Origin of the sequence: Pseudomonas sp. NPDC087358, assembly GCF_044900785.1 — a bacterium.
GTDB lineage: Bacteria > Pseudomonadota > Gammaproteobacteria > Pseudomonadales > Pseudomonadaceae > Aquipseudomonas.
On record NZ_JBJDOA010000003.1, the window covers coordinates 492,122 to 517,295 of the forward strand.

General features: G+C 61.9%; 25 protein-coding genes. 12 read left to right on the top strand and 13 right to left on the bottom strand.

Going from position 1 to position 25,174, the window contains the following annotated elements; genetic code table 11:
- Positions 1-9: 9 nt before the first annotated feature.
- From ACI2KS_RS09045 to ACI2KS_RS09055, 3 genes are all read right to left on the bottom strand, one after another.
- Positions 10-1,221 (bottom strand): CaiB/BaiF CoA transferase family protein, encoded by a 1,212-nt coding sequence (locus ACI2KS_RS09045; RefSeq protein WP_404619214.1) that lies wholly within the window; start codon positions 1,219-1,221, stop codon positions 10-12.
- 1 nt (position 1,222) lies between these two features.
- Entirely contained in the window at positions 1,223-2,002 is a 780-nt protein-coding gene (locus tag ACI2KS_RS09050) for an enoyl-CoA hydratase-related protein (RefSeq protein ID WP_404619216.1), read from the bottom strand.
- A 98-nt stretch (positions 2,003-2,100) separates the two neighbouring features.
- Complete coding sequence (locus ACI2KS_RS09055) at positions 2,101-3,240, bottom strand: iron-containing alcohol dehydrogenase (protein ID WP_404619218.1); 1,140 nt, start codon at positions 3,238-3,240, stop codon at positions 2,101-2,103.
- A gap of 175 nt (positions 3,241-3,415) precedes the next feature.
- On the opposite strand from ACI2KS_RS09055, the gene ACI2KS_RS09060 reads away from it, so the two are divergent.
- The 3 genes from ACI2KS_RS09060 (at position 3,416) to ACI2KS_RS09070 (ending at position 6,986) form a co-directional block, all read left to right on the top strand.
- A complete protein-coding gene (locus tag ACI2KS_RS09060; protein WP_404619220.1) occupies positions 3,416-4,354 on the top strand; it encodes a LysR substrate-binding domain-containing protein in 939 nt (312 codons plus the stop codon).
- A 182-nt stretch (positions 4,355-4,536) separates the two neighbouring features.
- On the top strand, positions 4,537-5,874 hold the full coding sequence (locus tag ACI2KS_RS09065) for a PQQ-dependent sugar dehydrogenase (protein WP_404619222.1): 1,338 nt from the start codon (positions 4,537-4,539) through the stop codon (positions 5,872-5,874).
- A gap of 230 nt (positions 5,875-6,104) precedes the next feature.
- The gene (locus tag ACI2KS_RS09070; RefSeq protein ID WP_404619223.1) at positions 6,105-6,986 is read left to right on the top strand and encodes a DMT family transporter; all 882 of its coding nucleotides are present in this window, start codon (positions 6,105-6,107) and stop codon (positions 6,984-6,986) included.
- 18 nt (positions 6,987-7,004) lie between these two features.
- Here ACI2KS_RS09070 and ACI2KS_RS09075 read toward each other — a convergent pair whose 3' ends face one another.
- Positions 7,005-7,901, bottom strand: coding sequence for a DMT family transporter (locus ACI2KS_RS09075; protein ID WP_404619225.1), 897 nt, complete (start codon positions 7,899-7,901; stop codon positions 7,005-7,007).
- Between the two features lie 143 nt (positions 7,902-8,044).
- On the opposite strand from ACI2KS_RS09075, the gene ACI2KS_RS09080 reads away from it, so the two are divergent.
- Together ACI2KS_RS09080 and ACI2KS_RS09085 are read left to right on the top strand one after the other, a co-directional pair.
- Entirely contained in the window at positions 8,045-9,379 is a 1,335-nt protein-coding gene (locus ACI2KS_RS09080; protein ID WP_404619227.1) for a PLP-dependent aminotransferase family protein, read from the top strand.
- A 176-nt stretch (positions 9,380-9,555) separates the two neighbouring features.
- Positions 9,556-10,239: an ATPase gene (locus ACI2KS_RS09085; protein ID WP_404619229.1), complete on the top strand. Its 684-nt coding sequence runs from the start codon at positions 9,556-9,558 to the stop codon at positions 10,237-10,239.
- Positions 10,240-10,346: 107 nt separating this feature from the next.
- On the opposite strand, the gene ACI2KS_RS09090 is transcribed toward ACI2KS_RS09085, so the two are convergent.
- Entirely contained in the window at positions 10,347-12,770 is a 2,424-nt protein-coding gene (locus ACI2KS_RS09090; protein ID WP_404619231.1) for a glucose/quinate/shikimate family membrane-bound PQQ-dependent dehydrogenase, read from the bottom strand.
- Positions 12,771-13,153: 383 nt separating this feature from the next.
- Here ACI2KS_RS09090 and ACI2KS_RS09095 point away from each other — a divergent pair, with 383 nt between their 5' ends.
- From ACI2KS_RS09095 to ACI2KS_RS09105, 3 genes are all read left to right on the top strand, one after another.
- The gene (locus ACI2KS_RS09095; RefSeq protein ID WP_404619233.1) at positions 13,154-13,546 is read left to right on the top strand and encodes an ester cyclase; all 393 of its coding nucleotides are present in this window, start codon (positions 13,154-13,156) and stop codon (positions 13,544-13,546) included.
- 185 nt (positions 13,547-13,731) lie between these two features.
- Positions 13,732-14,571, top strand: a complete 840-nt coding sequence (gene yghU / locus ACI2KS_RS09100) for a glutathione-dependent disulfide-bond oxidoreductase (protein WP_404619235.1) — start codon at positions 13,732-13,734, stop codon at positions 14,569-14,571.
- Positions 14,572-14,675: 104 nt separating this feature from the next.
- Positions 14,676-15,614: a Dyp-type peroxidase gene (locus tag ACI2KS_RS09105; protein WP_404619237.1), complete on the top strand. Its 939-nt coding sequence runs from the start codon at positions 14,676-14,678 to the stop codon at positions 15,612-15,614.
- Positions 15,615-15,692: 78 nt separating this feature from the next.
- Here ACI2KS_RS09105 and ACI2KS_RS09110 read toward each other — a convergent pair whose 3' ends face one another.
- The 3 genes from ACI2KS_RS09110 to ACI2KS_RS09120 all read right to left on the bottom strand — a co-directional run bounded on the left by ACI2KS_RS09110 (position 15,693) and on the right by ACI2KS_RS09120 (position 17,382).
- Positions 15,693-16,169 carry a hypothetical protein gene (locus ACI2KS_RS09110; RefSeq protein WP_404619239.1) on the bottom strand — a complete coding sequence of 159 codons (477 nt, stop codon included), beginning with the start codon at positions 16,167-16,169 and terminating at the stop codon, positions 15,693-15,695.
- Between the two features lie 77 nt (positions 16,170-16,246).
- Complete coding sequence (locus ACI2KS_RS09115; protein ID WP_404619241.1) at positions 16,247-16,705, bottom strand: Hsp20 family protein; 459 nt, start codon at positions 16,703-16,705, stop codon at positions 16,247-16,249.
- Positions 16,706-16,869: 164 nt separating this feature from the next.
- The gene (locus ACI2KS_RS09120) at positions 16,870-17,382 is read right to left on the bottom strand and encodes a thioredoxin family protein (protein WP_404619243.1); all 513 of its coding nucleotides are present in this window, start codon (positions 17,380-17,382) and stop codon (positions 16,870-16,872) included.
- A gap of 437 nt (positions 17,383-17,819) precedes the next feature.
- Here ACI2KS_RS09120 and ACI2KS_RS09125 point away from each other — a divergent pair, with 437 nt between their 5' ends.
- Positions 17,820-18,818: an NAD(P)H-quinone oxidoreductase gene (locus ACI2KS_RS09125; protein ID WP_404619245.1), complete on the top strand. Its 999-nt coding sequence runs from the start codon at positions 17,820-17,822 to the stop codon at positions 18,816-18,818.
- A 78-nt stretch (positions 18,819-18,896) separates the two neighbouring features.
- Here ACI2KS_RS09125 and ACI2KS_RS09130 read toward each other — a convergent pair whose 3' ends face one another.
- Both ACI2KS_RS09130 and ACI2KS_RS09135 read right to left on the bottom strand, forming a co-directional pair.
- A complete protein-coding gene (locus ACI2KS_RS09130; protein WP_404619247.1) occupies positions 18,897-19,199 on the bottom strand; it encodes a DUF1330 domain-containing protein in 303 nt (100 codons plus the stop codon).
- A 106-nt stretch (positions 19,200-19,305) separates the two neighbouring features.
- Positions 19,306-19,974 (bottom strand): type 1 glutamine amidotransferase domain-containing protein, encoded by a 669-nt coding sequence (locus tag ACI2KS_RS09135; RefSeq protein ID WP_404619249.1) that lies wholly within the window; start codon positions 19,972-19,974, stop codon positions 19,306-19,308.
- Positions 19,975-20,108: 134 nt separating this feature from the next.
- Between ACI2KS_RS09135 and ACI2KS_RS09140 the strand changes: the two genes are divergently transcribed.
- Complete coding sequence (locus tag ACI2KS_RS09140) at positions 20,109-21,017, top strand: LysR family transcriptional regulator (RefSeq protein WP_404619251.1); 909 nt, start codon at positions 20,109-20,111, stop codon at positions 21,015-21,017.
- A 42-nt stretch (positions 21,018-21,059) separates the two neighbouring features.
- Here ACI2KS_RS09140 and ACI2KS_RS09145 read toward each other — a convergent pair whose 3' ends face one another.
- Complete coding sequence (locus ACI2KS_RS09145; protein ID WP_404619253.1) at positions 21,060-21,494, bottom strand: GNAT family N-acetyltransferase; 435 nt, start codon at positions 21,492-21,494, stop codon at positions 21,060-21,062.
- A 425-nt stretch (positions 21,495-21,919) separates the two neighbouring features.
- On the opposite strand from ACI2KS_RS09145, the gene katG reads away from it, so the two are divergent.
- Positions 21,920-24,196, top strand: coding sequence for a catalase/peroxidase HPI (gene katG / locus ACI2KS_RS09150; protein ID WP_404619255.1), 2,277 nt, complete (start codon positions 21,920-21,922; stop codon positions 24,194-24,196).
- Between the two features lie 222 nt (positions 24,197-24,418).
- Entirely contained in the window at positions 24,419-24,559 is a 141-nt protein-coding gene (locus tag ACI2KS_RS09155; protein WP_404619257.1) for a hypothetical protein, read from the top strand.
- A 117-nt stretch (positions 24,560-24,676) separates the two neighbouring features.
- Here the strand turns inward: ACI2KS_RS09155 and ACI2KS_RS09160 are convergent, their stop codons facing one another.
- Both ACI2KS_RS09160 and ACI2KS_RS09165 read right to left on the bottom strand, forming a co-directional pair.
- Positions 24,677-24,868 carry a hypothetical protein gene (locus ACI2KS_RS09160; RefSeq protein ID WP_404619259.1) on the bottom strand — a complete coding sequence of 64 codons (192 nt, stop codon included), beginning with the start codon at positions 24,866-24,868 and terminating at the stop codon, positions 24,677-24,679.
- Positions 24,869-24,973: 105 nt separating this feature from the next.
- A partial coding sequence (locus tag ACI2KS_RS09165; protein WP_404619260.1) for a hypothetical protein occupies positions 24,974-25,174 on the bottom strand: 201 nt, incomplete at its 5' end.

The following is a 25,174-nucleotide window of genomic DNA, read 5'->3' on the forward strand; positions in this document are numbered from 1 at the left end:
ACCCGCCGCTCAGGCACTGCGCGCGAGCACGGCCTGGCTGCTGATCAACTCGTTGATTTGGTCCTCGGCGTAACCACTCTCCCTGAGCACCTCGCGGGTGTGCTCGCCCAGCAGCGGAGCGGGGCGGCTGACAGGCTTGTCCTGGCTCTGGTCCATGTCGGAGAAGTGAATCGGCAGGCCCATGCCGCGCACCCGGCCTTCGGTGGGATGGTCGGTTTCCACCACCATGCCGCGCGCCAGGGTTTGCGGATGGGCGACGGCGGCAGCGATGTCCAGCACAGGACCTGCGGGCAGGCCGAGGCCATCGAACAGCACCATCCACTGATCGGTGGTGCGGGCGACCAGCACCTCGTTGAGAATTTCCACCAGCGCCGGGCGGTGCTGCAGGCGCAGGGCGTTGCTGGCGAAACGCGGGTCAGCCTTGAGTTGCGGCACTGCCAGGGCTTCGACCAGGCGTTCGTAGTTGGCCTGGTTGGCCGCGCCGATGTTGATCCAGCCGTCCGCGGTGCGGAACACCTGATACGGCGCGCTGGTGGAGTTGGCCGAACCCATTTTCGGCAGGATGGTGCCGTCGGCAAAGTAGGACGCCGCCGGCCAGTACATCTGTTGCAGCCCGGCTTCGAACAGTGAGGTGTCGACCATCTGCCCCAGTCCGGTCCGTTGCTTGGCGGCATAAGCGGCGCAGATGCCCAAGGCGGCGAGGATCCCGGAATTGATGTCGGCCACCGGCGATCCGGCCTTGACCGGCTCGCGTCCGGCTTCACCGGTCATGCTCATCATGCCGCTCATGCCCTGGGCGATCAGGTCGAAACCGCCCTTGTCACCAAACGGCCCGCTGCGCCCGTAGCCGGAAATCGCGCAGTAGATCAGTCCCGGGTTGAGGGTTTTGAGGGTGTCGTACCCCAGGCCGAATTTCTCCATGGTCCCGGCGCGGTAGTTTTCCGTGACCACGTCGGCGTCCTGCAGCAGGCGGCGAAGGACATCGCGGCCACCCTCGGTCTTGAGGTTCAGGCCGATGCCGCGTTTGTTGCGATTGACCACCATGAAGGCTGCCGATTCGCCGCTGTCCATGATCGGCGAGAAGCGCCGCGAGTCGTCGCCATCGGGCACTTTCTCGACCTTCACCACATCGGCACCCATGTCGGCCAGCATCATGCCGCACACCGGCCCGGACATGATGTGAGCCAGTTCAACCACGCGCATTCCTGTCAACGGTCCCATGTCATTTCCCCTTGAACTGTGGCCGGGCTTTATCGATGAAAGCACTCAGGCCAGTGTGAAAGTCTTCGCTGTCGTAGCAGAAGTAACTGGTGTCGATCTGCTCGGCGCTGGGCGCTCTGCCGGCTTCCAGTTGCCGTGCCGCCTGACGGTGCCAGCGGGCAACCAGCGGTGCGCCGGCGCAAATGCGTCGGGCGCAGGCCAGGCTCTCGTTTTCAACGTGATCGTCGGCCACCACGCGGGTCACCAGCTGTTTGACGTAGGCGTCGGCGGCATCGAGGATGCGACCTTCCAGAAGGATTTCCAGGGTGGTGGAGCGTCCGGCCAGCGCGACCAGTCCGGCCATTTCGTCGTAGGACATCACCAGCCCGAGCTTGCCGACCGGTGCGCCGAAACGGCTGGACTCACCGCAGATGCGCAGGTCGCACAAGGCGGCAATTTCCAGCCCGCCGCCGACGCAGACACCATGGATCATGGCGATCACCGGGTGGGTGCATTCGGCAATAGCGCGCATGGCGGCCGAGGTCACGTCGGCATAACTTCGCGCCTGGGCGGTGTCGCCACGCACAATCGGGAATTCGCTGACGTCGGCGCCTGCGGCAAACGCCTGCTCGCCAGCGCCGCGCAACACCACGCAGCGCAGGTCGAGATCAGCGGACACCTCGGTCATGACGTCACGCAGGTCCTGCCACATGGACAGGGTCAGCGCGTTCATCTTTTCCGGGTTGCTCAGGGTGACGATGGCAATCGAGTCTTGCCGTTCGATAAGGACGGTGGGCTTCATCTTGGGTCAGCCATCGTCGCCCGGCCTGAGCCGATGCGCCGATGACGGTGCCTCCTGTTTTATTATTGTGGTCAGGCGTGGGGTGTGTCGTGCGGCCGTTACAGCGATTGCGCGAGCATCGACCGGTAGTCGGCGGGTGAGGCTTCGCGCGGGTTGGTCTTGTGGCTGTGATCGTGCAGCGCACCCTCGACGATCCCGGCGAACAGGCTTTCATCGACACCGATGTCGCTCAGGCGGGTCGGCAGGCCCAGGCGTCGGGTCATGTCTTCGATGGCCGCACCGATGTCGGCATCCCCGGCAAGGCCCATGGCGTGGCGCAGGCGTTCGAGCTTGCGTTCATCGCGCACGCTCGGCGAGTCGGCATTGAACTGCACAACCGCCGGCAAAAAGATCGCGTTCAAGGTGCCGTGGTGCAGCGTTGGATTGATCCCGCCCAACGCGTGGGACAGGCTGTGCACGCACCCCAGGCCTTTCTGGAAGGCCAGCGCGCCTTGCATCGACGCACTCATCATGTTCAGCCGCGCTTCGCGGTCGCCCGGTTCTGCGGTGGCGCGCTCGATGTGCTGCCAGGCGCGCCACAGACCATCGAGGGCAATACCGTCTGCCGCCGGATTGAAAGCCGGGGCCATGAAGGTTTCGATGCAGTGGGCGATGGCGTCCATTCCTGTGGCGGCGGTCAGCATCGACGGCAGGCCGAGGGTCAGTTCCGGATCGCAGATGGCCACGCGGGGGATCACATGAGGCGAGATCACTCCGACCTTGCGGCCGTCGTCGAGGATAAGAATCGCACCGCGTCCGACTTCGCTGCCGGTGCCGGCAGTGGTGGGAATGGCAATCAAGGGCGCGGTAGCGGCGGTGATCCGCTCAAGGCCGCCCTCGATCACGGCAAAACTCTGCAAAGGACCGTCGTGGGTGGCGCACACCGCAACGCCCTTGGCCAGGTCGATCGACGAGCCGCCGCCGACGGCAATGATGCCGTCGCATTCGGCGCTCAGGTACTGCGCAACCGCGGCACGCACCGCGCTTTCGTTGGGGTTGGGTGGGGTGGCGTCGAAGATCGCCGGTGGGGTGCTGACGCCCAGGGCGGCGATGACCTTGTCGACAATGCCGGCCCGGCGCACGCCTGCGTCGGTGACGATCAGCGGGCGCTTGATCCCGGCACGTGCGGTTTCGTCGGCGAGGGTCTGCAGGCTGTCATAGCCGAACTGGATCTTGGTTACGTAATTGATCAGAGACATGCTTCACCACAAGTTATACAGGATTGTTATTGTCACAATCGGTCAGCGCTGCGAGGACCTCGTCCCGGCGTGCAAACCCATTGCATTGCCTGGTTGTGGGGCTGACTATAGGTCCGCAATGAACACGTCCGATACTGACGACTTTCGATACCCCTATAACTTTTAGTTAATCCAGATGACCCCATCCCTCAACTCGATCATGTCCCGCCTGCACGTCAAACAGCTGCGTCTGCTGATCGCCCTGGACGAGCACCGGTCGCTGCTGGGCGCGGCCAGACAGGTGGCGTTGACCCAGCCGGGCGCGAGCAAAGCGCTGCAGGAAATCGAAACCACCTTTGGCACCTCGTTGTTCACCCGGACCAACCGTGGGCTTGAGCCCAACGATGCCGGCCGCTCGGTGATCCGCTACGCGCGGCTGATCCAGACCGACCTTGCGCACCTGCGCGAGGAGCTCAACGGCATCATGAGCGGGCAGGGTGGTCGGGTGTCGGTGGGCACCATCATGGGTGCCGTGCCGCTGCTGACCACCGCGATCAGTCGTGTGATCGCCGACAACCCGCAGATGTCGGTGGAGATCGTCGAGGACACCAGCGCCGCGCTGCTCGCGCAACTGGATGCTGGCAGGCTGGACCTGGCGATCTGTCGCACCACGGTCAGCACCACGCCTTATCTGTATGAGAGTGCGGTGCTGGTCGATGAAACCCTGGCCGTCATCGCCAGCACCAAGCATCCGTTTGCCTACGCCAGACGGCTGACGCTCAAGGACCTCGCCGATTACCGCTGGGTCGTGTACCGCGCCAACATGCCGATGCGTCTGTTGCTGGAGCGCGAATTCCACGAGGCTGACCAGCGCTTCCCGGTGCACCTGCTGGAAACCACATCGGCGTTCGCCACCTTGTCGTTGCTTCAGGAAAATCCGAGCCTGGTGGCGCTGGTGTCCACGGATGTCGCCAATTTCTGTTCTGCGTATGGCTTCACCACCACGTTGGCGTTGCCGATCACCTCGCGCAGCGAACCCTACGAGCTGGTTTCGCGCAAAAGTGTGCCCGACTCGCCGGCGGCCCGATTGCTCAGGGAGGCGTTATTGAGTCGCAAGCTGAGTCATGGCCAGTGAGTCCCGCAGATCCAGCCCCTGAGTGAACCCTTTCGCGACTGGCGCGGTCGGTAGATTCGTGCCTGCAGAACAAATGTCATTTGTGCCCCCTGTGCTGTTTGCTGTTAAGCGACATGGCGATACTTCGGCAGACTTTGTATATCCAGAAACTGGCCCATGGATGGCCGTCGTGAGGTACACCGATGATTGTGTTGCGCCGATTTGCACTGCTGATGTCCGCTGCCGCGTTGCTCAGCGCCTGTGGTGAATCTTCCAAGTTGCCGTTTCAGGCGGGGGTCGGACCCCATCCGCAATTGCCTGAACCGAGCAGTTCCCTGATTCCGACCCTGAAGGTCTCCAAGGCGGTGGGCTGGAGTGGCAGCGATACGCCCAAGGCGCCGGACGGCTTCAAGGTGCAGGCGCTGGCGGACAACCTGCAACATCCGCGCTGGTTGTACAGCCTGCCTAATGGCGACGTGCTGGTCGCCGAGAGCAACACCCCGGCCAAACCCGAAGGCACCACCGATGGTGGAACCGGGCTGATGGCGTGGATCAAGCGCACGGCATCGGGCATCGTCATGAGCCGGGTCGGCGCCGAAGCACCGAGTGCCAATCGCATCACCTTGCTGCGCGATGCCGACGGCGACGGCAAGGCCGAAGTGCAGACGGTGTTCATCAGTGGCCTGACCTCACCCTTTGGCATGGCGCTGGTGGGCAACGAGCTGTACATCGCCAACGCCGACTCGGTGGTGAAAGTGCCGTACAGCGAAGGCCAGACCCGGATCAGCGCCACGCCGGTGAAAGTCACCGACCTGCCGGCCGGGATCAACCATCACTGGACCAAGAACATCGTCGCCAACAGTGATGGCAGCAAGCTGTACGTGACGGTGGGTTCCAACAGCAATGTTGGCGAAAACGGGCTGCAAGCCGAAGAGGGCCGTGCAGCGATCTGGGAGGTCGACGCCAAAAGTGGCCAGAAGCGTCTGTTCGCCAGCGGTCTGCGCAACCCCAACGGCCTGGTCTGGAAGCCAGGTAGCAGCGAGCTGTGGACGGTGGTCAACGAGCGCGATGAAATCGGCAGCGACCTGGTGCCCGACTACCTGACATCGGTCAAGGACGGCGCTTTCTACGGCTGGCCGTGGAGTTATTACGGCAACCACGTCGACAGCCGCGTGCAGCCGCCCCGGCCTGACCAGGTGGCCAAGGCCATTGCCCCGGATTACGCGTTGGGCACCCACGTCGCCCCCTTGGGCCTGACCTTCTCCGACGCCCGCGGGATGCCGGAAAACTTTGCCAACGGGGTCTTCATCGGCGAGCACGGCTCATGGAACCGCAACCCGCAAGCGGGGTACAAGGTGGTGTTCATCGGCTTCAAGGATGGCCAGCCGTCCGGTGTCCCCATGGACTTCCTCACCGGTTTCCTGAATGCCGAAGGCGAAGCCCAGGGGCGTCCGGTGGGCGTTATTCTCGATCGTCAGGGCGCGTTGCTGGTAGCCGACGATGTCGGCAACAAGGTCTGGCGGGTCAGCCGCAACCCGTGAGTGAGCCTTGTGTCGGGTCCTGAACCTGGCCTTTAGCAGTCCGGTTGCCGGCGGCGATGGCGAGTGCGTCACCGCCGACAAACCGCGCTGCTAAAGGGGGCGTGCAAGGGATGCAATGCTCTGATTCAGCCTCGTCCTGTGCAGGGTACGGGCAGGGCGTTGGATCCGGGACGCTGCTGTGGTGTACTTCGCAGATCCTGCAGACAACCTTCCTCTCACCGGGCGGCCCGATGAATTCTTCAACCCGCGCACGCAGTCATGTCATCGGTATGTGGTTGATGGCCAGCGTTGCCCTGGCATTCGCCAGTCACGATGCCATTTCCAAGACCCTGATCCTTTCTCTGCCGGTGATCTTCGTTGCCTGGGCGCGTTACCTGGTCCACACCTTGATCGTGACCACGGTGAGCCTGCGCAACAGGCGCGAGAAGATCTTTCACACCAGACGCCCATGGCTGCATCTGCTGCGAGCCGTGGTCCTGCTGTGCGACAGTCTGACGTTTCTGTTTGGCCTGACCCATGTGCCGCTGGCCGAGTCCACGGCACTGGTGTTTCTTGCTCCGGCCTTCGTCACCCTCCTGTCGCCGCTGTTATTCGGCATCAAGGCCGACCGCTTGCAGTGGCTGTCGGTGATCGTCGGTTTTGTCGGGGTCCTGGTGGTGATCAATCCCGGCAGCGACGGGTTTTCCCTGTGGATGCTGTTTCCCCTAGCGACCGCATTCTTTTTTGCGATCTATCAACTGCTGACACAACTGGCCGGTGAAACTGACAGCCCATCGGTGTGCAGCTTCTATGTCGGGGTGTTCAGTACCTTGATTCTGAGCCTGGTGGTGCCGTTCTACTGGGCGACCCCCAGCGCCACTCAGTGGCTGTTGCTGGTGGTTCTCGGCAGCCTGGGCCTGTCGGCGCACTTTCTGATCTCTACTTCCTATCGCTATGCTTCCTCGTCCGTGCTGGCACCGTTGGGCTATCTGCAAATTGTCTTCGCGGCAGGCTATGGTGTGCTGCTGTTTGGTGGCTACCCCGTCATGTCATCGGTGCTGGGCATGGTGCTGATCTGCCTGAGCGGACTGGTGGTCTATGCACGGCGCCCGACCGCCGTGCTGTCCGGTTGAGCACAGGTAGCGCAGCGATCAGCGAGAAAACCGCCGCGCCCCGGCGACACACAGAATGACGGCGACAGTCACCAGCAGCATGCCGGGGCTGACCGGCTCGTGCAGCAAGGTCGCGGCAAGCGCCAGACCAAAGAAGGGTTGCAGCAGTTGCAACTGGCCCACCGCAGCAATGCCGCCCTGAACCAGCCCGCGATACCAGAAGACAAAGCCGATCAGCATGCTGAACAGTGACACGTAGCCCAGGCTGATCCACGCGGGCAACGTGACGGGCGCCAATGACGTCGGCGCAGTGAGCCCGCTCAGCGCCAGCATCACCGGTAGCGCCAGTACCAGCGCCCAGCAGATCACCTGCCAGCCGCCGAGTGTTCTCGAGAGCCTGGCCCCTTCGGCGTAACCCAGGCCGCAGACAACAATCGCCAGCAACATCAACAGGTCCCCGCTGGCCGATGCGCTCAGCCCTTGCGCCACGGCAAAGCCCACCACCAGTGCGCTGCCAAGTGTCGAGAACACCCAGAACACCGGGCCAGGCCGCTCGCCACCGCGCAGTACGGCAAAGGCGGCGGTCGCCAGCGGCAGCAAACCGACGAAGACGATCGAATGCGCCGAAGTCACGTATTGCAGGGCCAGCGCGGTCAGCAGGGGAAAGCCGACGACCACGCCCATGGCGACGATCAGGAGCGGCAGCAGCTGTTGTTTCGTCGGTCGTTTTTCCTTGAGCAGCACCAGCAGGCACAACGCTACGGCGCCGGCAATCGAGGCGCGGGCGACCGTCAGGAACACCGGTGTGAACTCCTGGACGGCGATGCGCGTGGCCGGTAGCGAGCCGCTGAAGATCAGCACGCCGATCAGGCCGTTGATCCAGCCGCTGAAGGTTTTTTCCGTGCTGCGGTGTTGCAGGTTCGATGCATGTTCCATTGCGCAAGACTCAAGGCTGATGGCTGGCTGATCGGCAAGGCTCGCTGCGCAGGTTTTTCGCGTCGAGCAATCGCGTGTTGTATCAGCGCAATCCTGAGGCGCAGAATCAATACAATCAAAAAATTGTCATGGATACATCGCCCATGCCCCGTGCCCGTTACAAGTCCATCGTCGACATCTTGGCCGGTGACATCGCCTCAGGCGTGCTGCCCCCGGGTACGCGGCTGCCCACCCACCGACAACTGGCCGAGCAGCAGGGACTGGCGCTGGTGACCGCCTCCCGGGTGTATGCCGAGCTTGAGGCGATGGGCCTGATCAGCGGCGAAACCGGGCGCGGCACCTTCGTTCGGGAGACTGCGCTGCCCTTGAGTCATGGCGTCGACCAGCAGGCGACGGCCGCGGGCGTGCTGGACCTGAACTTCAATTACCCGTCGTTACCGGGTCAGGCCGAGTTGTTGCGCAGCGGGCTACGCCAGCTGGCGTTGTCGGGGGATCTGGAGGCGTTGTTGCGCTACCAGCCGCACGCCGGGCGCGGCCATGAACGCGTCTGCATTGCCCGGCATCTGCTGGATCGCGGGCTATCGGTACAGGCCGAACAGGTGTTGATCGTCAGCGGTGCCCAGCATGGGCTGGCCACTACCGTCATGGCGCTGCTAAAGCCGGGGGATGTGGTGGCGGTGGACGCGCTGACCTATTCCGGGTTCAAGGTGCTCGCCCAGGCGCAGCGCCTGGAATTGGTGGCTATCCCGCTGACGGAGCATGGACCTGATCTGGACGGCCTGGAAAAGCTCTGTCGCAAACGGCGGATCAAGGCGGTCTATGCGATGCCGACCCTGCACAATCCCATGGGCTGGGTCATGGACCTGGCCTGGCGCCAGCGTCTGGTGGGCATCGCTCGAGCACATGGGCTGATGCTGATCGAGGATGCAGCCTATGCGTTTCTCGCCGACAAACCTGCTGTGCCGCTCACGGTGCTGGCGCCAGAGCTGACGGTGTACGTCTCGGGGTTTTCCAAGAATGTCGCCACCGGGTTGCGGGTGGGCTATGTGGTGGCGCCCGTGCCCTGGGTGCCTGCGATCGAACGTGCGATCAGAGCGACCACCTGGAACACAGCGGGGGTGATGACGGCATTGCTCTGTGGCTGGATCGAAGATGGCACGGTCGCACGCCTGGAGGCGCACAAGCGCGAGGATGCGATGACCCGCCAGGCCTTGGCCCGCAAAGTGCTGGAGGGGCTGAATGCCATTGGCCATCCGGCGTCCTACTTTCTCTGGCTGCCGTTGCCCGAAGAGGTGCGCGCCGATCAGGTGGCGGTGGCGTTGCTGGCACTGGATATCGCAGTGTCAACCGCTGAGCCCTTTGCTGTTTCAAGTCCGGCCCCCCACGCGATTCGCCTTGCGCTGGGGTCGCTGCCATTGCCGGCGCTTGATCAAGCGCTGCATAAAGTTCGCCAGGTCATCGATCACTATGCCTGGTGATTTAGTCCGGATATGCATATTGAAAGTCGGGTTTATTCAGGAAAACGCAACAGACTTTCTTCGCCTACATACCATTCGCGAAATCGATAGTTAACATCATCCATCGAGAGTTCTTTTTTCCCGGCAAAGGAGCAGGATAGAGCCATACCGAACTGGCTTTAGAAAGGAAGTGCGCGATGAGAATTTCAACTTTGCTGGCTCTTGTCGCTGTGCTGACTGGCGCAACTGCCGCCGCTGTTCCGGCGTACGCCTCGGACTACGTTTCCAGAGAACAGTCTTGCCACTTCATGCCGGTTGCTGACAGCGGCTTTGCCTTGAAGCGTTCTCAATCTGTCGGTGTGCTCTACAGTGAAAACACCGTTGCCACGCTTCAATACCTTGAGCATTACCACTCGGTTGCACTCAAAGGCGTGAAGAACGGTGCACTGGATTCTCGTATCCGTGATGCCTTCATCAACAGCTCCGATCCGAAACTGGCGATCGACTGGCTTGAAGGTTCGCTGAAGAAAGAGTTCGCCTCGGTCACCGTCTACGACAACCTCGATGCGTTGATGCAGGCGCGGCCCGATGTGGTGGTGATGCTCGACACCTACAACCGCCTGGTCACTCAGCGCAACAGCCAGGTCGAAGCGCGTTTCGTCGCCAAGTTCTATGATTCGAACCTGCAATACATCGGCAAGGCCGAAGGCCTGGGCGCCAAGGAACTGACCTCGGTCTGGGTCCACGACAAGGCTGCCCCTGAGATTGCCGCACAGATTGACCAGCAGCGCGATCTGCAGATCAATGCCCTCAAGCAGTTCGACATGTCGCTCAAGGCGCTGGTGACTTCCGGTGAAGTGGCCCAGGTGGCGGGCAACTGAGGTCACCGGCTGTCGACCTTGCTCTTCTCTTGATCCTGCATGCAGTCCGCCCAGAAAAAAACCCGCTGCCACGCAAAAGGTGACAGCGGGTTTTTTCTGTGGCCGGCTTACTTGCCGTCGGGCAGTGCGTACGCGATCACGTAATCGCCACGGTCAGCCGACTGGCGTGCGCCGCCAGCGGTGATGACGATGTACTGCTTGCCGGTCTTGGGCGAGACAAATGTCATCGGACCACCCTGGCTGCCTACTGGCAGGCGGGCTTTCCAGGCTTCTTCGCCATTGGCGCTGTTGAACGCGCGCAGGTAGTAGTCCTGGGTACCGGCGATGAACACCAGGCCGCCTTGGGTGGACAGGGTGCCACCGAGGGTCGGCATGCCGATAGGCAGCTGCAGGTGCATCTTGATGCCCATGGGACCGGTGTCCTGCACGGTACCGACCGGCACCTGCCAGGCGATTTTCCGGGTCTTCATGTCGATGGCGGTCAGGGTGCCGAACGGCGGTGCCTGACAAGGGATACCCGCCACTGACAGGAAGCGGTTCTTGTTCACCGCATAAGGCGTGCCTTTGAGGGGCACCGCGCCCATGCCGGTGTTCAGTGCTTCGCCGCCAGCGGCGCTTACCGCATCTTTCTGTTGCGGCACCATCTGGCTCCACAGACCCAGGCGCATGTCGTTGACGAAGATGAAGCCGTGTACCGGATCAGTCGACAGGCTGCCCCAGTTCATACCGCCCAGCGACCCGGGGAAGCTCAGCGAGATGTCGCTGCCTGGCGCTGTGTACAAGCCGTCGTAACGCATCTTCTTGAACGAGATGCGGCACAGCAACTGGTCAAACGGCGTGGCGCCCCACATGTCAGACTCGGTCAGGGTCTGGGCACCGATCTGCGGCATGCCTACCGATTTGGGCTGGGTTGGCGAGTAGGGCTCGTTGGGGATGTTGGAGGCCTTGACCGGTACTTCCTTGACCTCGGTCAGCGGCTGACCGGTGTGGCGATCCAGCACGTAGATCTGACCGGCCTTGGTGCCGATCACCACCGCCGGGACCTTGCTGCCGTCGGCTTTGGTGAAATCCATCAGGCTCGGCTGCATCGGCAGGTCGAAGTCCCACAGGTCGTTGTGCACGGTCTGATAAACCCACTTCTGCACGCCGGTGGTCGCGTTCAATGCCAGCACCGAGGCGCCATAGGTGTGATCGAGCTGGGTGCGTTCCACCCCATAAATGTCGGTCGACGAGCTGCCCATCGGCAGAAATACCGTGTTCATCGACGGATCGTAGGACATCGGCGCCCAGCTGTTGGGCGTGCTGCGCACGTAGGTGGTGCCGTCGGCGGGGGCCTTTTTGTCCTCGGGATTGCCCGGGTCGAACGCCCAGCGCATTGCACCTGTGACCACGTCGAAGCCGCGGATCACGCCACCGGGCATGTCGGTCTGCACGTTGTCGGCGACTCGGCCACCGACGACCACCGTGGTGCCGGCCATCAACGGAGCGGACGACAGCTGATAGTAGGAATCAGGAACCTTGCCCAGACCGGCCTTGAGGTCCACCTGGCCATTGTTGCCAAAGCCCTGGCAGAACTCGCCAGTGTCGGCGTCGACCGCAATCAGCCGCGCATCGATGGTGTTGGTCAGCAGGCGGCGCTGGCAATTGGCGCCGGCCGGCAAGGTCACCGGTGCCGCAGGGGTGCTGCCATCGGTCGGGGAGGCCACGGCAGCAGTGGCGTCAAAGTACGCCAGGCCACGGCAACGCTGCCAGACCGCCGACTTGGCGTTGATCTGGTTTTTCCACAACTGCTTGCCGGTGTCGGCGTCCAGCGCGATGACGTTGTTGTGCGGGGTGCAGATGAACACCTTGTCGCCGACTTGCAGCGGGGTCATCTGATCTTCGGCACCGTTGCCGTCACTGATGGCGATATCGCCGGTGTGATAGGTCCAGACCGGCACCAGCTTGGCAACGTTGTCGCGGTTGATCTGATCCAGGGCGGCGAAGCGGCTGCCGCCTTCGTCGTTACCGTAGTGTGCCCAGTCCTTTTGCGCCTTGGCCGGATCGACCTTGGTCAGCGCCGGACCGTCACCGGTCGGGGCGACCGAGGCGTGAGGCTGGAACATGCCCCAGAAGCCGGCGACCATGGCAATGGCCAGCACAGCGCTCACGACGTAGCCGCCACGACCACCGGCCAGGCCATTGGCCTTGCGCAGGGTCGGGTACACCAGCGCCACCAACAGGCTCAGCACCGCCAGGGCGAACAGGCGCGACACCAGCGGCCAGAACACCAGTCCGGCATCGACCAGCGCCCAGATCAGGCTCAGTACCATCACCGCCGTGAACAGCCAGGCACCGGCCACGCGTCGCTTGAACAACAGAACCGCCGATGCGATCAAGCCAAGACCGGCAAGCAGGAAGTACCAGCTGCCACCCAGCGTGACGAGATAACCGCCACCCGCTGCGAAAAGTAATCCAAATACCAGCACGCCGAGGGCGACGACCCAGATGGGCCAGCGACTGGCGGATGCCGTAGGTCGAGACGTAGTCATGTTGCGTGATCCTGCTGACGCTGAGCAGTGTGCGAACGCTCAACGGTGGTGGGGAGGACGGTTATTCAGGATGTCAGTCGGCAATTCCGCCGGATTCGGGGAATGTCGACAGCATAATTAACCAGTTAGTTAATTGTGCAACGATAGCAAAAATTGCTTTGCCTGCGGCAAATTGTCCTCTGAGCGGCGGGATAAACACTGTTGTGTGATTGGTAATAATAGACGCTGGGGGGGCTGGGGCGCCGCCGCTTGGCGCAGGTTCTTAAGCGTGACCGTGCGCCGCCGGGACGCCCTGGCGCTGCCCAGGTGGCACGCGTGTCGAGCTTGAACTAAGTTGACAGGCCCATACCCGGATTTGCCGATGCCGCTGCAGGAGTGCGCTCGTGAACCCTCAACAACTCTGCGATCTGTATCGCGGTTATATCGATTGTCTGAACCGCCAGGACTGGCCAGCGCTGGGGCAGTTCGTTGATCAGGAGGTCCGTTACAACGGCCGACTCATCGGACTGGCCGGTTACCGGGAAATGCTCGAGCACGATTTTCGGGCCATTCCCGATCTGCGCTTCGTCATCGATCTGCTGGTGGCCGAACCGCCGCATATCGCCGCCCGGCTTTGCTTCGACTGCACGCCCGTGAGCGAGCTGTTCGGCCTGCCGGTCAATGGCAGGCGGGTCAGGTTTAGCGAAAACGTGTTCTACGAGTTCAGCGCCGGGCGTATCGGCAATGTGCTTTCGATCATCGACAAGGCGGCGATCCAGACGCAGCTTGGCTTGTGAGTCGCGACTGCGATGCCCGGCCAGCACCGGACCTGTGATTGAAATCTGCTTGAGCCGCCGCCCGGTAAACACATACTCTGAACCGCTCTGACTCGCGCCCGGTCTCATCCTGACCACCCTACGTCTCACTGCGCTACGGGTGATTGCAGTGATCGCCCGTAATGACCCACCAAGAGGTTCGTTTCGTGACTAAAGCAGCTTATGTTCCCCCCAAGGTCTGGAAAAACGACGCCGCATCTGGCGGCCAGTTCGCAAGCATCAACCGTCCGGTTGCAGGTCCTACTCATGAGAAAACGCTGCCGGTCGGCAAGCATCCGTTCCAGCTCTATTCGCTGGCCACGCCCAACGGTGTGAAGGTCTCCATCCTGTTCGAGGAGCTGTTGGCACTCGGGCACAAGGACGCCGAATACGATGCGTGGCTGATCCGCATCGGCGAAGGCGATCAGTTTTCCAGTGGTTTTGTCGACATCAACCCCAATTCCAAGATTCCGGCGCTGCTGGATCGCAGTGTCGAGCCGCCGATTCGCGTGTTCGAATCCGGTTCGATCCTGCTGTACCTGGCGCAAAAGTTTGGCGAGTTTCTGCCCACCGACGCGGCCGGCCGCACCGAAACCCTGAACTGGCTGTTCTGGCAGATGGGCGCGGCGCCATTACTGGGCGGTGGCTTCGGGCACTTCTACGCCTACGCGCCGGAAAAAATCGAATACGCGATCAACCGCTACACCATGGAAGCCAAGCGTCAGCTCGATGTCCTGGATCGCCGCCTGGCCGAAAGCCGTTACCTGGGCAGTGACAGCTACTCCATCGCCGACATTGCCGTCTGGTCCTGGTACGGTCAGTTGGTGCGCAATAATGTGTATTCGGCCGCCGAGTTCCTGGCCGCCGAGGCGTACACCCACGTGCAGCGCTGGGCCGAGGAAATCGCCAATCGCCCGGCGGTCATCCGTGGTCTGCGGGTCAACCGCACCTGGGGTGACGAGGACCAGCAAGTGCCCGAACGCCATCAGGCGTCCGATCTGGACTGAGCGACGTATTTCAGGATCTGCTGCGCGCCGTAAGTCCCCATTGCGGCGCAGCATCGGTTTGCTCGCTCAGCTTTTCCTCGAATCGCGAAGGATCTTGTCGGCTCATGATGAAAAACACCCCCTACCCACAAGGCATCGATACGCCCGTTACCAGCAGCGCGATTTTCATGGTGGCGACGATTGCCCCAGGTGATGACAACGTCGAAAAGGTCAAAGCCTGGTGCGCCGATGTTGCCGGGCGGGTTCGATCAGTCGGCAAGCGCGTGCCGGACGGTAATCTGTCCTGCGTGTGTGGTTTCAGCTTCAATGCATGGGATTCGCTGTTCGGCAGCACGCGTCCGGCATCGTTGCACAGCTTTCGCGAGTTCGGAGTAGAAGGGCGCCGGGCCGTCGCCACGCCCGGGGATATCCTGATGCATATCCGTGCCGACCGAATGGATTTGTGCTTCGAGCTGGCCACGCAGTTGCTCCTGCCCTTGGGCGCGGCGGTAGTGGTGATCGATGAAGTCCACGGCTTTCGCAATTTCGACTTGCGCAGCATGGTCGGCTTCGTCGACGGCACTGAAAACCCGGTGGGACAACGTGCCGTCGATGCCACGATCGTAGGCGACGAAGACCCGACCTTTGCCGGTGGCAGTTATGTGATCGTGCAAAAGTACCTGCATGACATGAGCGCCTGGAACAGCCTGACGGTGGAGGCCCAGGAGCGTGTCATTGGCCGCAAAAAGCTGTCGGACATCGAACTTGACGAGTCGGTGAAACCGAGCAATTCCCACAGTGCGCTGACGGTGATTGAAAAAGACGGCAAAGAGGTGAAGATCCTGCGCGACAACATGCCTTTCGGTCGCCCGGGGTCGGGTGAATTCGGCACTTATTTCATTGGCTACGCGCGCTCGCCGGAGTCTCTTGAGCAGATGCTCGAGAACATGTTCGTTGGCCGGCCTGCGGGTAACTATGACCGGCTGCTGGACTTCAGCAAGGCGGTCAGCGGGACGTTATTCTTCGTCCCCTCATCGGACTTTCTGGAAGCCTTGGGCCAATGACCGACTCCGACGGGTAACGCAGCGTCGCAGTGCGGCGATGGCAGCCGAAATCATCCGCTGCCACTGGCATTCCCGGGATCAGCTTCTCAGATCGGTGTGCTTGTCCTCGCTGGGGACTCTCTGGGTTTCCCCGGGGAAAAAATCACCGGGAATCTGCAATTCCTCGAGCCGTGCGATGAGTGCGTCCTCGATGATTTTGACGGCGGCTTTATCCTGCAGATCGTCAACTTTAAGCCAGAGCTTGGCCAGGTTCTGGAAAAAGGCCGCATCGATTTCCACGTCGCCAGTGAGCACCCGCCGCGAGCGCCACAGACATTCACGTTTATCAATCTCAGGGTCTTGCGGCCAGCGTTCGGAGTTCGTCAGCCAAACTTCAAAATAATCTTCCAAATTAATGTCATCGAGTTTTTCCAGCGGGATAAAGGTATTCAATGCATCACCTGTCAGCGAGTGGATTCCAAGAGACAACGGTTGGCTGTCTGTGCCTGCCCTCTGCCTGAGCAGTGTTCCAGAGGGGTACAGGTATATGGCTTGAAATTCTCCGGTGAGTTCCATCGAGCTTTGCCGCAACCTGGCCGTCTGACATCCACAGCGCCACCCCGTCGAACGACGCCTGCTCAGGGACCGCCGGCTCAGTGCCGATTGAGCTGCCGTCGATCGGGTCCGCCCGCTGGACTGATAATGATCCGTCGGGCCTTGGCGGCTTCGGGCACGACCCGCAGCAGAAAGATGATCAGCAAGCCGTTTTCGAAGGTCGCCCCTTGCACTTCAATGGGCTCGGCCAGATGAAACACCAGACGGAACGCGCCGTGGGCAATGCCCTGGTAAAGGTAGGTCGCACCCGCGTCGCCTTGCCGTTCGCCTGCGCAGACCGTCAGCACGCCTTTATCGACTTGCAGGTTCAGGTCGTCCGCTGTGAGCCCCGCGGCGGCGACGACGATCCGGTAATGATCTTCGCCGTATCGTTCAATGTTGTGAGGTGGGTAGCAGGTCGCTGTTTCGCTGTGCAGCGCCGTCTCCAACAGTTCGTTGAAGCGGTCAAACCCCACCGATTGACGCAGCAGTGGGGCCAGTGAAATTGCAGTAGCCATGTCAAAATCTCCTGAGCGTTGCGCGGTGATTAAGACGCGAGTCGCTTGTCGGCTTCGCACACTAAGCAGTTAGGCTCACTGGCTGGAAAACACAAGCGCGTTGAAGAAAATTCATGGCTCCAGACGGCGTATTCACTGAGCAAAGGGGCGAGCGGGGGGGTATTTCAAGTCTGCGCCTGGCACGCTTCGAAAATATCCAGCAATTCTTGCACGGTGCTTTCCAGATACTTGCCTGCCCGGTAATCGGGTTTGACGGCATCTCCTCCCAGAGCGACCTGTTGCGGTTGTTCGACGAAACGCCCGACCGGCTGAAACTGCTCATCGAGCACCACCACCAACGGGATCGGAATGCGCTCCAGGGTCAGGCGTTGTTCCAGCTGATTTTCGGCGCGGCCCCTGGTGATGATTGCCAGATCGATATTCGGCTGGCTGCGTTGCAGGTAGTCCATGACGGTGATGTTGATCTGGCAATCCGGGCACCACATTTCCCCGGCCACCAGCAGGTGATAACGGCGCCGGACTGCGCCCAGTCGCTGCTGGCTGACCGCGCTGATGACCTCAGGCTCGGCCAGCCTGGCCTGCAGGGTACGGATGGCGCTGATTTCCGCTGGCAGGCCGTGGCCGACGAAGGATTCGAAATCTTCTCCGATGTCCAAGAGTTCCTTGTACGAAGTCATGCTGATCGCTCTTTTCCAATAATCAATGCTGCATCCCAGCAGAAATGCCGGCTGGCGGCAACGGGCAAAGGCCTCTAAGGGTGCTGCCGGTGCCCGGCCGCTCGCCGGCAAACCAGGCTCCCAAGCCCTGCGGGCCGAGCCGCAATGGACAGACGCGGGAACGATGAGATATCGCCGTGCGAGCTGCTGGAGCTGTGCGACCGTGGCGAACGCGGACTGTCAGCAACGGTTATCAGAACTGACCCACCGCGTTCGCCAGCACGCCGGCTTCTTGAAAGTGCCGACAGCTTTCAAATCTGCCAGACGAACTGGCGCGAAACGAAAGCAATCCCTGGCAACGCGATCCGCGCGCCCCCACGCCCCGGCGAATTTCCCGGAATGCCCTGGGCAGGGCGTTGTCACAGGCTGTACCTATATTTGCCATGAGGGTTGCAGCCATGAATGCGCAGAACCGTATGAACTACATCGAGATTACCCGGCCGGGTGGGCCAGAGGTCCTGCAATTGGCACAAACCGCAGTCCCGCAACCGGCTGACCAGGAGGTGTTGATCAAGGTGCATGCTGCCGGTATCAATCGCCCCGACGTGATCCAGCGCACGGGCAAATACCCGATGAAACCCGGCATGAGCCCGGTGCCCGGTCTGGAAGTTGCGGGCGAAGTGGTGGCGATGGGTGCGGCGGTTTCCGGGTTCAAGGTCGGTGACAAGGTCTGCGCGCTGGCCAACGGCGGCGGCTATGCCGAGTATTGCGCCGTGCCTGCGACCCAGACGCTGCCGATTCCGCAAGGTGTCGACATGATCCATGCGGCGGGGATCCCGGAGACGTTCTTTACCGTGTGGGCCAATCTGTTCGAACTCGGTCAGGCGCGCGAGGGCGCTACGGTGCTGATCCATGGCGGCACCAGCGGCATCGGGACCACCGCATTGATGTTGTGCAAGGCGTTGGGCATCAGAGCGTTCGCCACGGCGGGCAGCGATCATAAATGCGAGCAGATCCGCGCCCTGGGCGGCGAAGCGATCAACTACCGCGAGGCTGATTTCGCCGAGGTCATCGCCCGCAAGACCGAGAACAAGGGGGTGGATGCAATCCTCGACATCATGGGCGGCAGCTACTTCAACGGCAACGTCAGTGCACTGGCGCGACGTGGGCGTCTGGTGATCATCGGTTTCCTGGGCGGCAGCTCGGTGAAGGACTTCAGCCTGCCAGCGCTGATCGACAAGCAAGCGTCGGTCACAGGTTCCATGATGCGGTCGCGCAGCGCGCAGGAAAAAGCCGAGATCGCCCAGGCGCTCAAAGCCTATGTCTGGCCGTTGCTCGACCAGGGGCATTGTTTGCCCATCATTGACCGGGTGTTCCCGCTGGCCGAGGCTGCTGGCGCTCATCGACGGATGGAGGAGGGTGAGCACGTCGGCAAAATCGTGCTCAAGGTGCTCTGAACAGCGAGCTGAACATTGGCTTTACAGCTCAACTCGCCGGCGATGCTGGGCAGGCCTCACTGCCGTTGCTCATCACGCTCAGGCTGGCGAGACGTCGCTACCCTCGACCAGCAGCATCCGGTAGTCGGCACCCTTGAGGCGATGCTCACGCGCCTGCTGATAGGCAGGGCTGTGATACCAGGCGCGGGCCGCGTCCATGTCGGGAAAGCGCAGGATGGCCACGCCTTCGGCCGATGGACCTTCCAGTGCCTCGAACTCGCCATAGAAAGCCAGGCGGGTGATGTCGTGACCGGTGCGGGCGGCCGGCGCCTGGTTTGCGTATTCCTGCATTTGCGCAGGATCAAGGGTGTTTTCGCGGATGAAAATGACATAAGCGGACATATTGGTCTCCTCGATGAGAGCTGAACGCACGACGCGCGCGTAGAGCAGGCCCCGGCCTGAGGACCGCAGGAGTGACTGCAGCCATCAGGCGGGCATGGGTGTGATCTCAGCCTAACGCCTGGACCATGGCCTCGGCCAGCGGACCGGCTGAGGCCGGGTTCTGGCCAGTCATCAGGCGGCCATCGACCACGACCTTCACCTGCCAGGCATCGGCCGACGAATACTCGGCGCCCTCGGCGCGCAAGGCAGTCTCCAGCAAGAACGGGACGTCTGCCTGGGCGTAGCCGATTTCCTCGTCGTCGGAGAAGCCGGTCAGCTTGCGGCCACTGATCAGTGCGCTGCCGTCGTCAAGCGTGGCACCGAGCAATGCCACTGGACCGTGGCATACCGCCGCCACGATCTTGCCGCCATTCCAGGCGCGTTCAACCGCCGCCTTGATTTCGGGATTGTGGGCGAGGTCAACCATCGGACCCAGGCCGCCGGGGAAGAACACCGCGTCGTAATCCAGCACGTCGACCTCGGACAATTTACGGCTGCGGCTCATGCGCCGGATGGCAGCGCTGTTGCGGAACGCCAGTTGCGCAGGATCGCTTTCGTCGTAGCCGTCTTCCGGTGGCGTACCACCGAGCAGCGAAGCGTATTCGACCGCCACCCCGGCCTGGGCGAACACATCGTAAGGGTGAGCCACCTCGGGAAAGAAATACCCGGTAGGACGCTGGTTCGGGCCGATTTGCGCGGCATTGGTCAGGATGAACAGGACGTGCTTGATGCTCATGACAAATTCCTCAGGTAGGGGCTGATGCGGCAAGGGACTTGGTGAATCCCTGTGGATGGGCTAACTTTGCGCCACGCCCAGATATTCAAGAAATTTATTTGTCTGATTGCAGATATTCACAGAGCGTTATAAGTATGCGATACGACCTCAATCTGCTGCCGGTCTTCATCGCCCTGATGGAGGAGCGCAGTGTCACGCGTGCCGCCGTGCGCCTGGGCATCACGCAGCCAGCGCTGTCGAATGCGCTCAACCGCTTGCGCGACACGCTGCAGGATCCGCTGTTCATCCGTGAGCGCTACGGCATCAAACCCACACAACTGGCCGAGGAAATCGCCCCGGTCATCGCCCAGACCCTGGCCCGACTGGATGAAGTCATCCTTGGGCAGCAACATTTCGATCCGGCGACCTCGACCCGACAGTTCACCATCGCCCCCAACAGCTACGTCGAAATCGTGCTCATGCCCAGTGTCATTGCCCGCCTCGGGCAACTGGCTCCGGGCATAAAAGTGTCGCTGACCCCGTTCGGCACCGACGTGGCTGAGACCGGGGTGAGCTCGGGCGCGACCGACATGGCCCTGGGGCGCATGGTCGATCCGCCCGACAACCTGATCGTTGGGCATCTGATGGACGATGGGCTCGCCTGCGTGGTGCGCATCGACCATCCGGATATCGCCGACAGCATTTCCCGTGAGCAGTACGAACAGCTGCGCCACGTTAACGTCCTGCCCCCGGGTCGCCTCAGAGTGGGGCTGTTCCAGTCCCTCGAACGGCAAGGATTGCGACGCGAACTGGCGATTTCCGTGACGCATTTTCTGGCGGTGCCGGAAATCATCGCGGTCACCGATTACTGCGCCACGCTGCCGCGGCTGATCTGCGATCAGATCGCCAGGGATCCGCGGCTCAAGGTGCTGGCGTCACCGGTCGATCTTGGCACCTTCCCGGTCGACATCGCCTGGCACGTGCGCTATCGCAACGACCCGGCGCATCAATGGTTCCGTCAGTTGCTGGTCGAAACCGCGGCTCAGGTCTGCGCAAAAGTCTGAAACTGCGACGCTTGAACCTTCAGACGTTGACCAGCAGGTCGCTCAGGCGTTGGCGTTACCCGGCCGGGTAAATGAGTAGCGATCGATATCCTCGCGCAGTTGCCAGCCCTGGCGTTGCCAATAGCGCGCGGCGGCGTCGTTGGTTTTCAGCACATCGAGGTGGCATTTGTGGATGCCCAGTGCCTCCAGCTTCGACAGGCAGCGCATGACCAGTGCCCTGGCGATGCCTTGCCGCCGGAACTCAGGCGATACCAGCAGATGCTGCAGATAGCCTCGACGGCCATCGTGCCCGCACATCACGCAGGCGCAGAGGCCCGAGCCAGACTCGGCGACGAAACTCATGTCGGGATTGCGCTCCAGGTATCGAGCAGTGGCCTGGCGCGAATCGGCGTCGCGCAAGGAGATACCAGGGGTCTTGCTCATGAGTGCGAGGACTGCGTCGTAATCGTCCATCGTCATGACGCGAATATTAAGCATTGCGGGACAGTCCGGTGGCTGTTCGGGTCAGGCAGGTTAGCAGAGCCGAGCGATGCACAGCGTGACAGCGGCGTGTCGGCTGGCGGCGCGCCTGGCCTGCGTCCGGCTGACAGAGTGACTCTATCGCCAGGCAATGCTCTGACTATTAGACCTCTGGCCGAAGCCGACTAGTCTTGATCTGGCGTCGGCCAAGGCCGTGCAGTTGCAACCTGACAAGGAAATAAGAATGAGCTCAAGCTCACAGTGCCCGCCGTGGACTCCGGGGCCGGCCGTTCGACTGCCGATACCCAGAGTTTCATCCCGCCGGTGTGATCGCTTCGATCATGCGGCAAGTCCCGCACCCTGCGCTCCTGAGTTTACTCATTGCTGTCTGCCGCGCCACGCGGCGGAACGGCCGGATGTACACGACCAAAGGTAGATCAAGCATGTCAACTGAATCGAAATGCCCGTTCAACCACGCTGCTGGCGGCGGCACGACGAACCGCGACTGGTGGCCGAACCAACTGAACCTGAAAATCCTCCATCAGCATTCGACGCTGTCCGATCCGATGGACGAAGGCTTCGACTACGCCAAGGAGTTCAAGAGCCTGGACTTTGAAGCGGTGAAGAAGGACCTGCTGGACGTGATGACCCGGTCCCAGGACTGGTGGCCGGCGGACTTCGGCCATTACGGGCCGTTTTTCGTGCGCATGGCCTGGCACAGTGCCGGGACCTATCGAACCGCTGACGGGCGTGGTGGTGCAGGTGCAGGGCAGCAACGCTTCGCGCCACTCAACAGCTGGCCCGACAACGTCAGCCTGGACAAGGCCCGGCGGCTGATCTGGCCGGTCAAGCAGAAGTACGGGCGCAAGATTTCCTGGGCCGATCTGATCGTCCTCACCGGCAACGTCGCACTGGAGTCCATGGGCTTCAAGACCTTCGGTTTTTCCGGCGGGCGTGCGGACGTCTGGGAGCCTGACGAAGATATTTACTGGGGCGCGGAAACCACCTGGCTCGGTGGCGAGGAACGCTACGGTGCGCACAAGGACATGGAGCAGCCGGGCCAAGGCGATCTGGTGGCTGAGCCGGCCAAACACGGCGAAGAGCACAGCCGTACCGAAGGCGGCGAGCGCAATCTGGAAAACCCCCTGGCAGCGGTGCAGATGGGGCTGATCTACGTCAATCCGGAAGGCCCTGAAGGCAACCCCGATCCTGCCGCCTCGGCCAGGGATATCCGTGAAACCTTTGGCCGCATGGCCATGAACGATGAGGAGACCGTGGCGCTGATCGCCGGTGGACACGCCTTCGGCAAGACCCACGGCGCAGGCCCTGCCGACAACGTCGGGCCGGAACCGGAAGCGGCGGGCCTGGAGGAGCAGGGTCTTGGCTGGCGCAACAGATTCGGCACCGGCAAGGGCGGCGATACCATCACCAGCGGTCTGGAGGTGACCTGGACTTCGACGCCCACCCAATGGAGCAACGAATACCTGGAAAACCTGTTCGGCTTCGACTGGGAACTGAGCAAGAGCCCGGCCGGCGCCAATCAATGGAAGCCGAAAAACGGCGAGGGTGCAGGCAAGATTCCGCACGCCCATGATGCGGCCAGACGACAGGAGCCGCGCATGCTGACCTCCGACCTGGCGCTGCGCTTCGACCCGGCCTACGAGCAGATTTCCAGACGCTTTCTGGCCAACCCCGAGCAGTTGACTGACGCCTTCGCCCGGGCCTGGTTCAAGCTGACTCACCGCGACATGGGCCCGCTGGCGCGTTATCTGGGGCCGGAAATGCCAGGTGAAGAACTGCTTTGGCAAGACCCGCTGCCCGATGTCGATCATCAGCTGGTCGATGACAGCGACCTGGCGGCGCTCAAGGGCAAGATTCTCGAGTCGGGTCTGTCCGTCTCGCAACTGGTCTCCACGGCATGGGCGGCGGCTTCCACCTTCCGCGGTTCTGACAAGCGCGGCGGCGCCAACGGCGGGCGGCTGCGGCTTGCTCCACAGAAGGACTGGGCTGCCAATCAGCCTCAACAACTGGGCAGTGTGCTGCAGACCTTGGAGAGCATTCAGGGGCAGTTCAACGGCGGTCAGACCGGCGGCAAGAAGATTTCGCTGGCCGACCTGATCGTCCTCGCCGGCAACGCAGGCGTCGAACAGGCGGCAAGAAATGCCGGCCAGAGCCTGAGCGTGCCGTTCACGCCGGGGCGAGCGGATGCATCGCAGGAGCAGACCGACGTCGAATCGTTTGGCTTTCTGGAGCCAATCGCCGACGGTTTCCGTAATTACCTCAAGGGCCAATACAAGGTCTCGGCCGAGAAACTGCTGATCGACAAGGCGCAACTGCTGACCCTGACTGCCCCCGAAATGACGGTGCTGCTGGGCGGCATGCGGGTCTTGAACACCAACGTCGGACAGAGCAGGCACGGGGTTTTCACCCAGCGCCCCGAAGCGTTGACCAACGACTTCTTCAAGAACCTGCTGGACATGAGCGTGGAATGGAAAGCCGCTTCGGCGGCCAACGACACCTTTGAAGCGCGCGATCGCAAGACCGGCGAGGTCAAGTGGACGGGCACCCGGGTCGATCTGGTGTTCGGCTCCCACGCCCAGCTTCGGGCGTTGACCGAGGTCTATGGCAGCGCGGACGCGCACGAGAAATTCGTCAAGGACTTCGTCGCCGCCTGGACCAAAGTCATGAACCTGGACAGATTCGACGTCGCTGCAAGCTAAGCCAGCTTTTTGTCGCTGTACAACAAAACGCCTCCGAATGGAGGCGTTCTGTTTCCCCAGTCGAGCCGTCGCTCCCCGGTGCCGCGCTGCGCTCAAGCGCAAGGGTGCGAGCGCGTCTGACCCATCTGATCCGTATTTTTTAGCCAAACCTGGCGCTGTATTGGAACAGCCCACGGCCGCACAATGCTCCGCAGTCCCAGCCTTCAACCCAGGCTGGTCAGAGTGCGAGTGCGAGGTGCATTGATCTGCACCGCCAACCTGTCGTTGAGAGGAGGCCTCATGGCCAAGATGACGATTTTCCTGCTGGGCTTCCTGGCCATCACCATCGGCATCGGCATGCTGGCGACGATTCCTCCGGGGTGAAACCGCAACCGCCGTTGCCTTCAACCCGACCGCGAGGTTGATCGCGACCCCTGTCAGGGATGACCCCGGCAGATTCAGCAGTGAATAACCCAAAGCGCGTGCATGACCCTGGCAGGTTTAGCAGTGAATACCCATCGCTTCTGGGCGTAGCCCGTGGGAGTGCGACTTGTCGACGATCTGCCGCGAAGCGGTAGTCAATTCGTTGAGCAGAGTATCCCTGAGGCGGCGCAGGTGAATGGCCTGGCTGCCGCTGCGCGGCAGATCGCGAGCAAGCTTGCTCCTACGCCCTGCGGGCAGAATCAAAAGCATCTGCATGACCCCCATAGATTTTGCAGTGAATAACCCAAAGCATGTGCATGACCCCGGCAGATTCAGCCGTGAACAACCCAAAGCGCGTGCATGACCCCGGCAGATTCATAGTGAATAACCCATCGCTTCTGGGCGTAGCCCGTGGGAGTCCGACTTGTCGACGATCTGCCGCGAAGCGGTAGTCAATTTGGTGAGCAGAGTATTCCTGATGCGGCGCAGGTGAATGGCCTGGCTGCCGCTGCGCGGCAGATCGCGAGCAAGCTTGCTCCTACGCCCTGCGGGCAGAATCAAAAGCATCTGCATGAC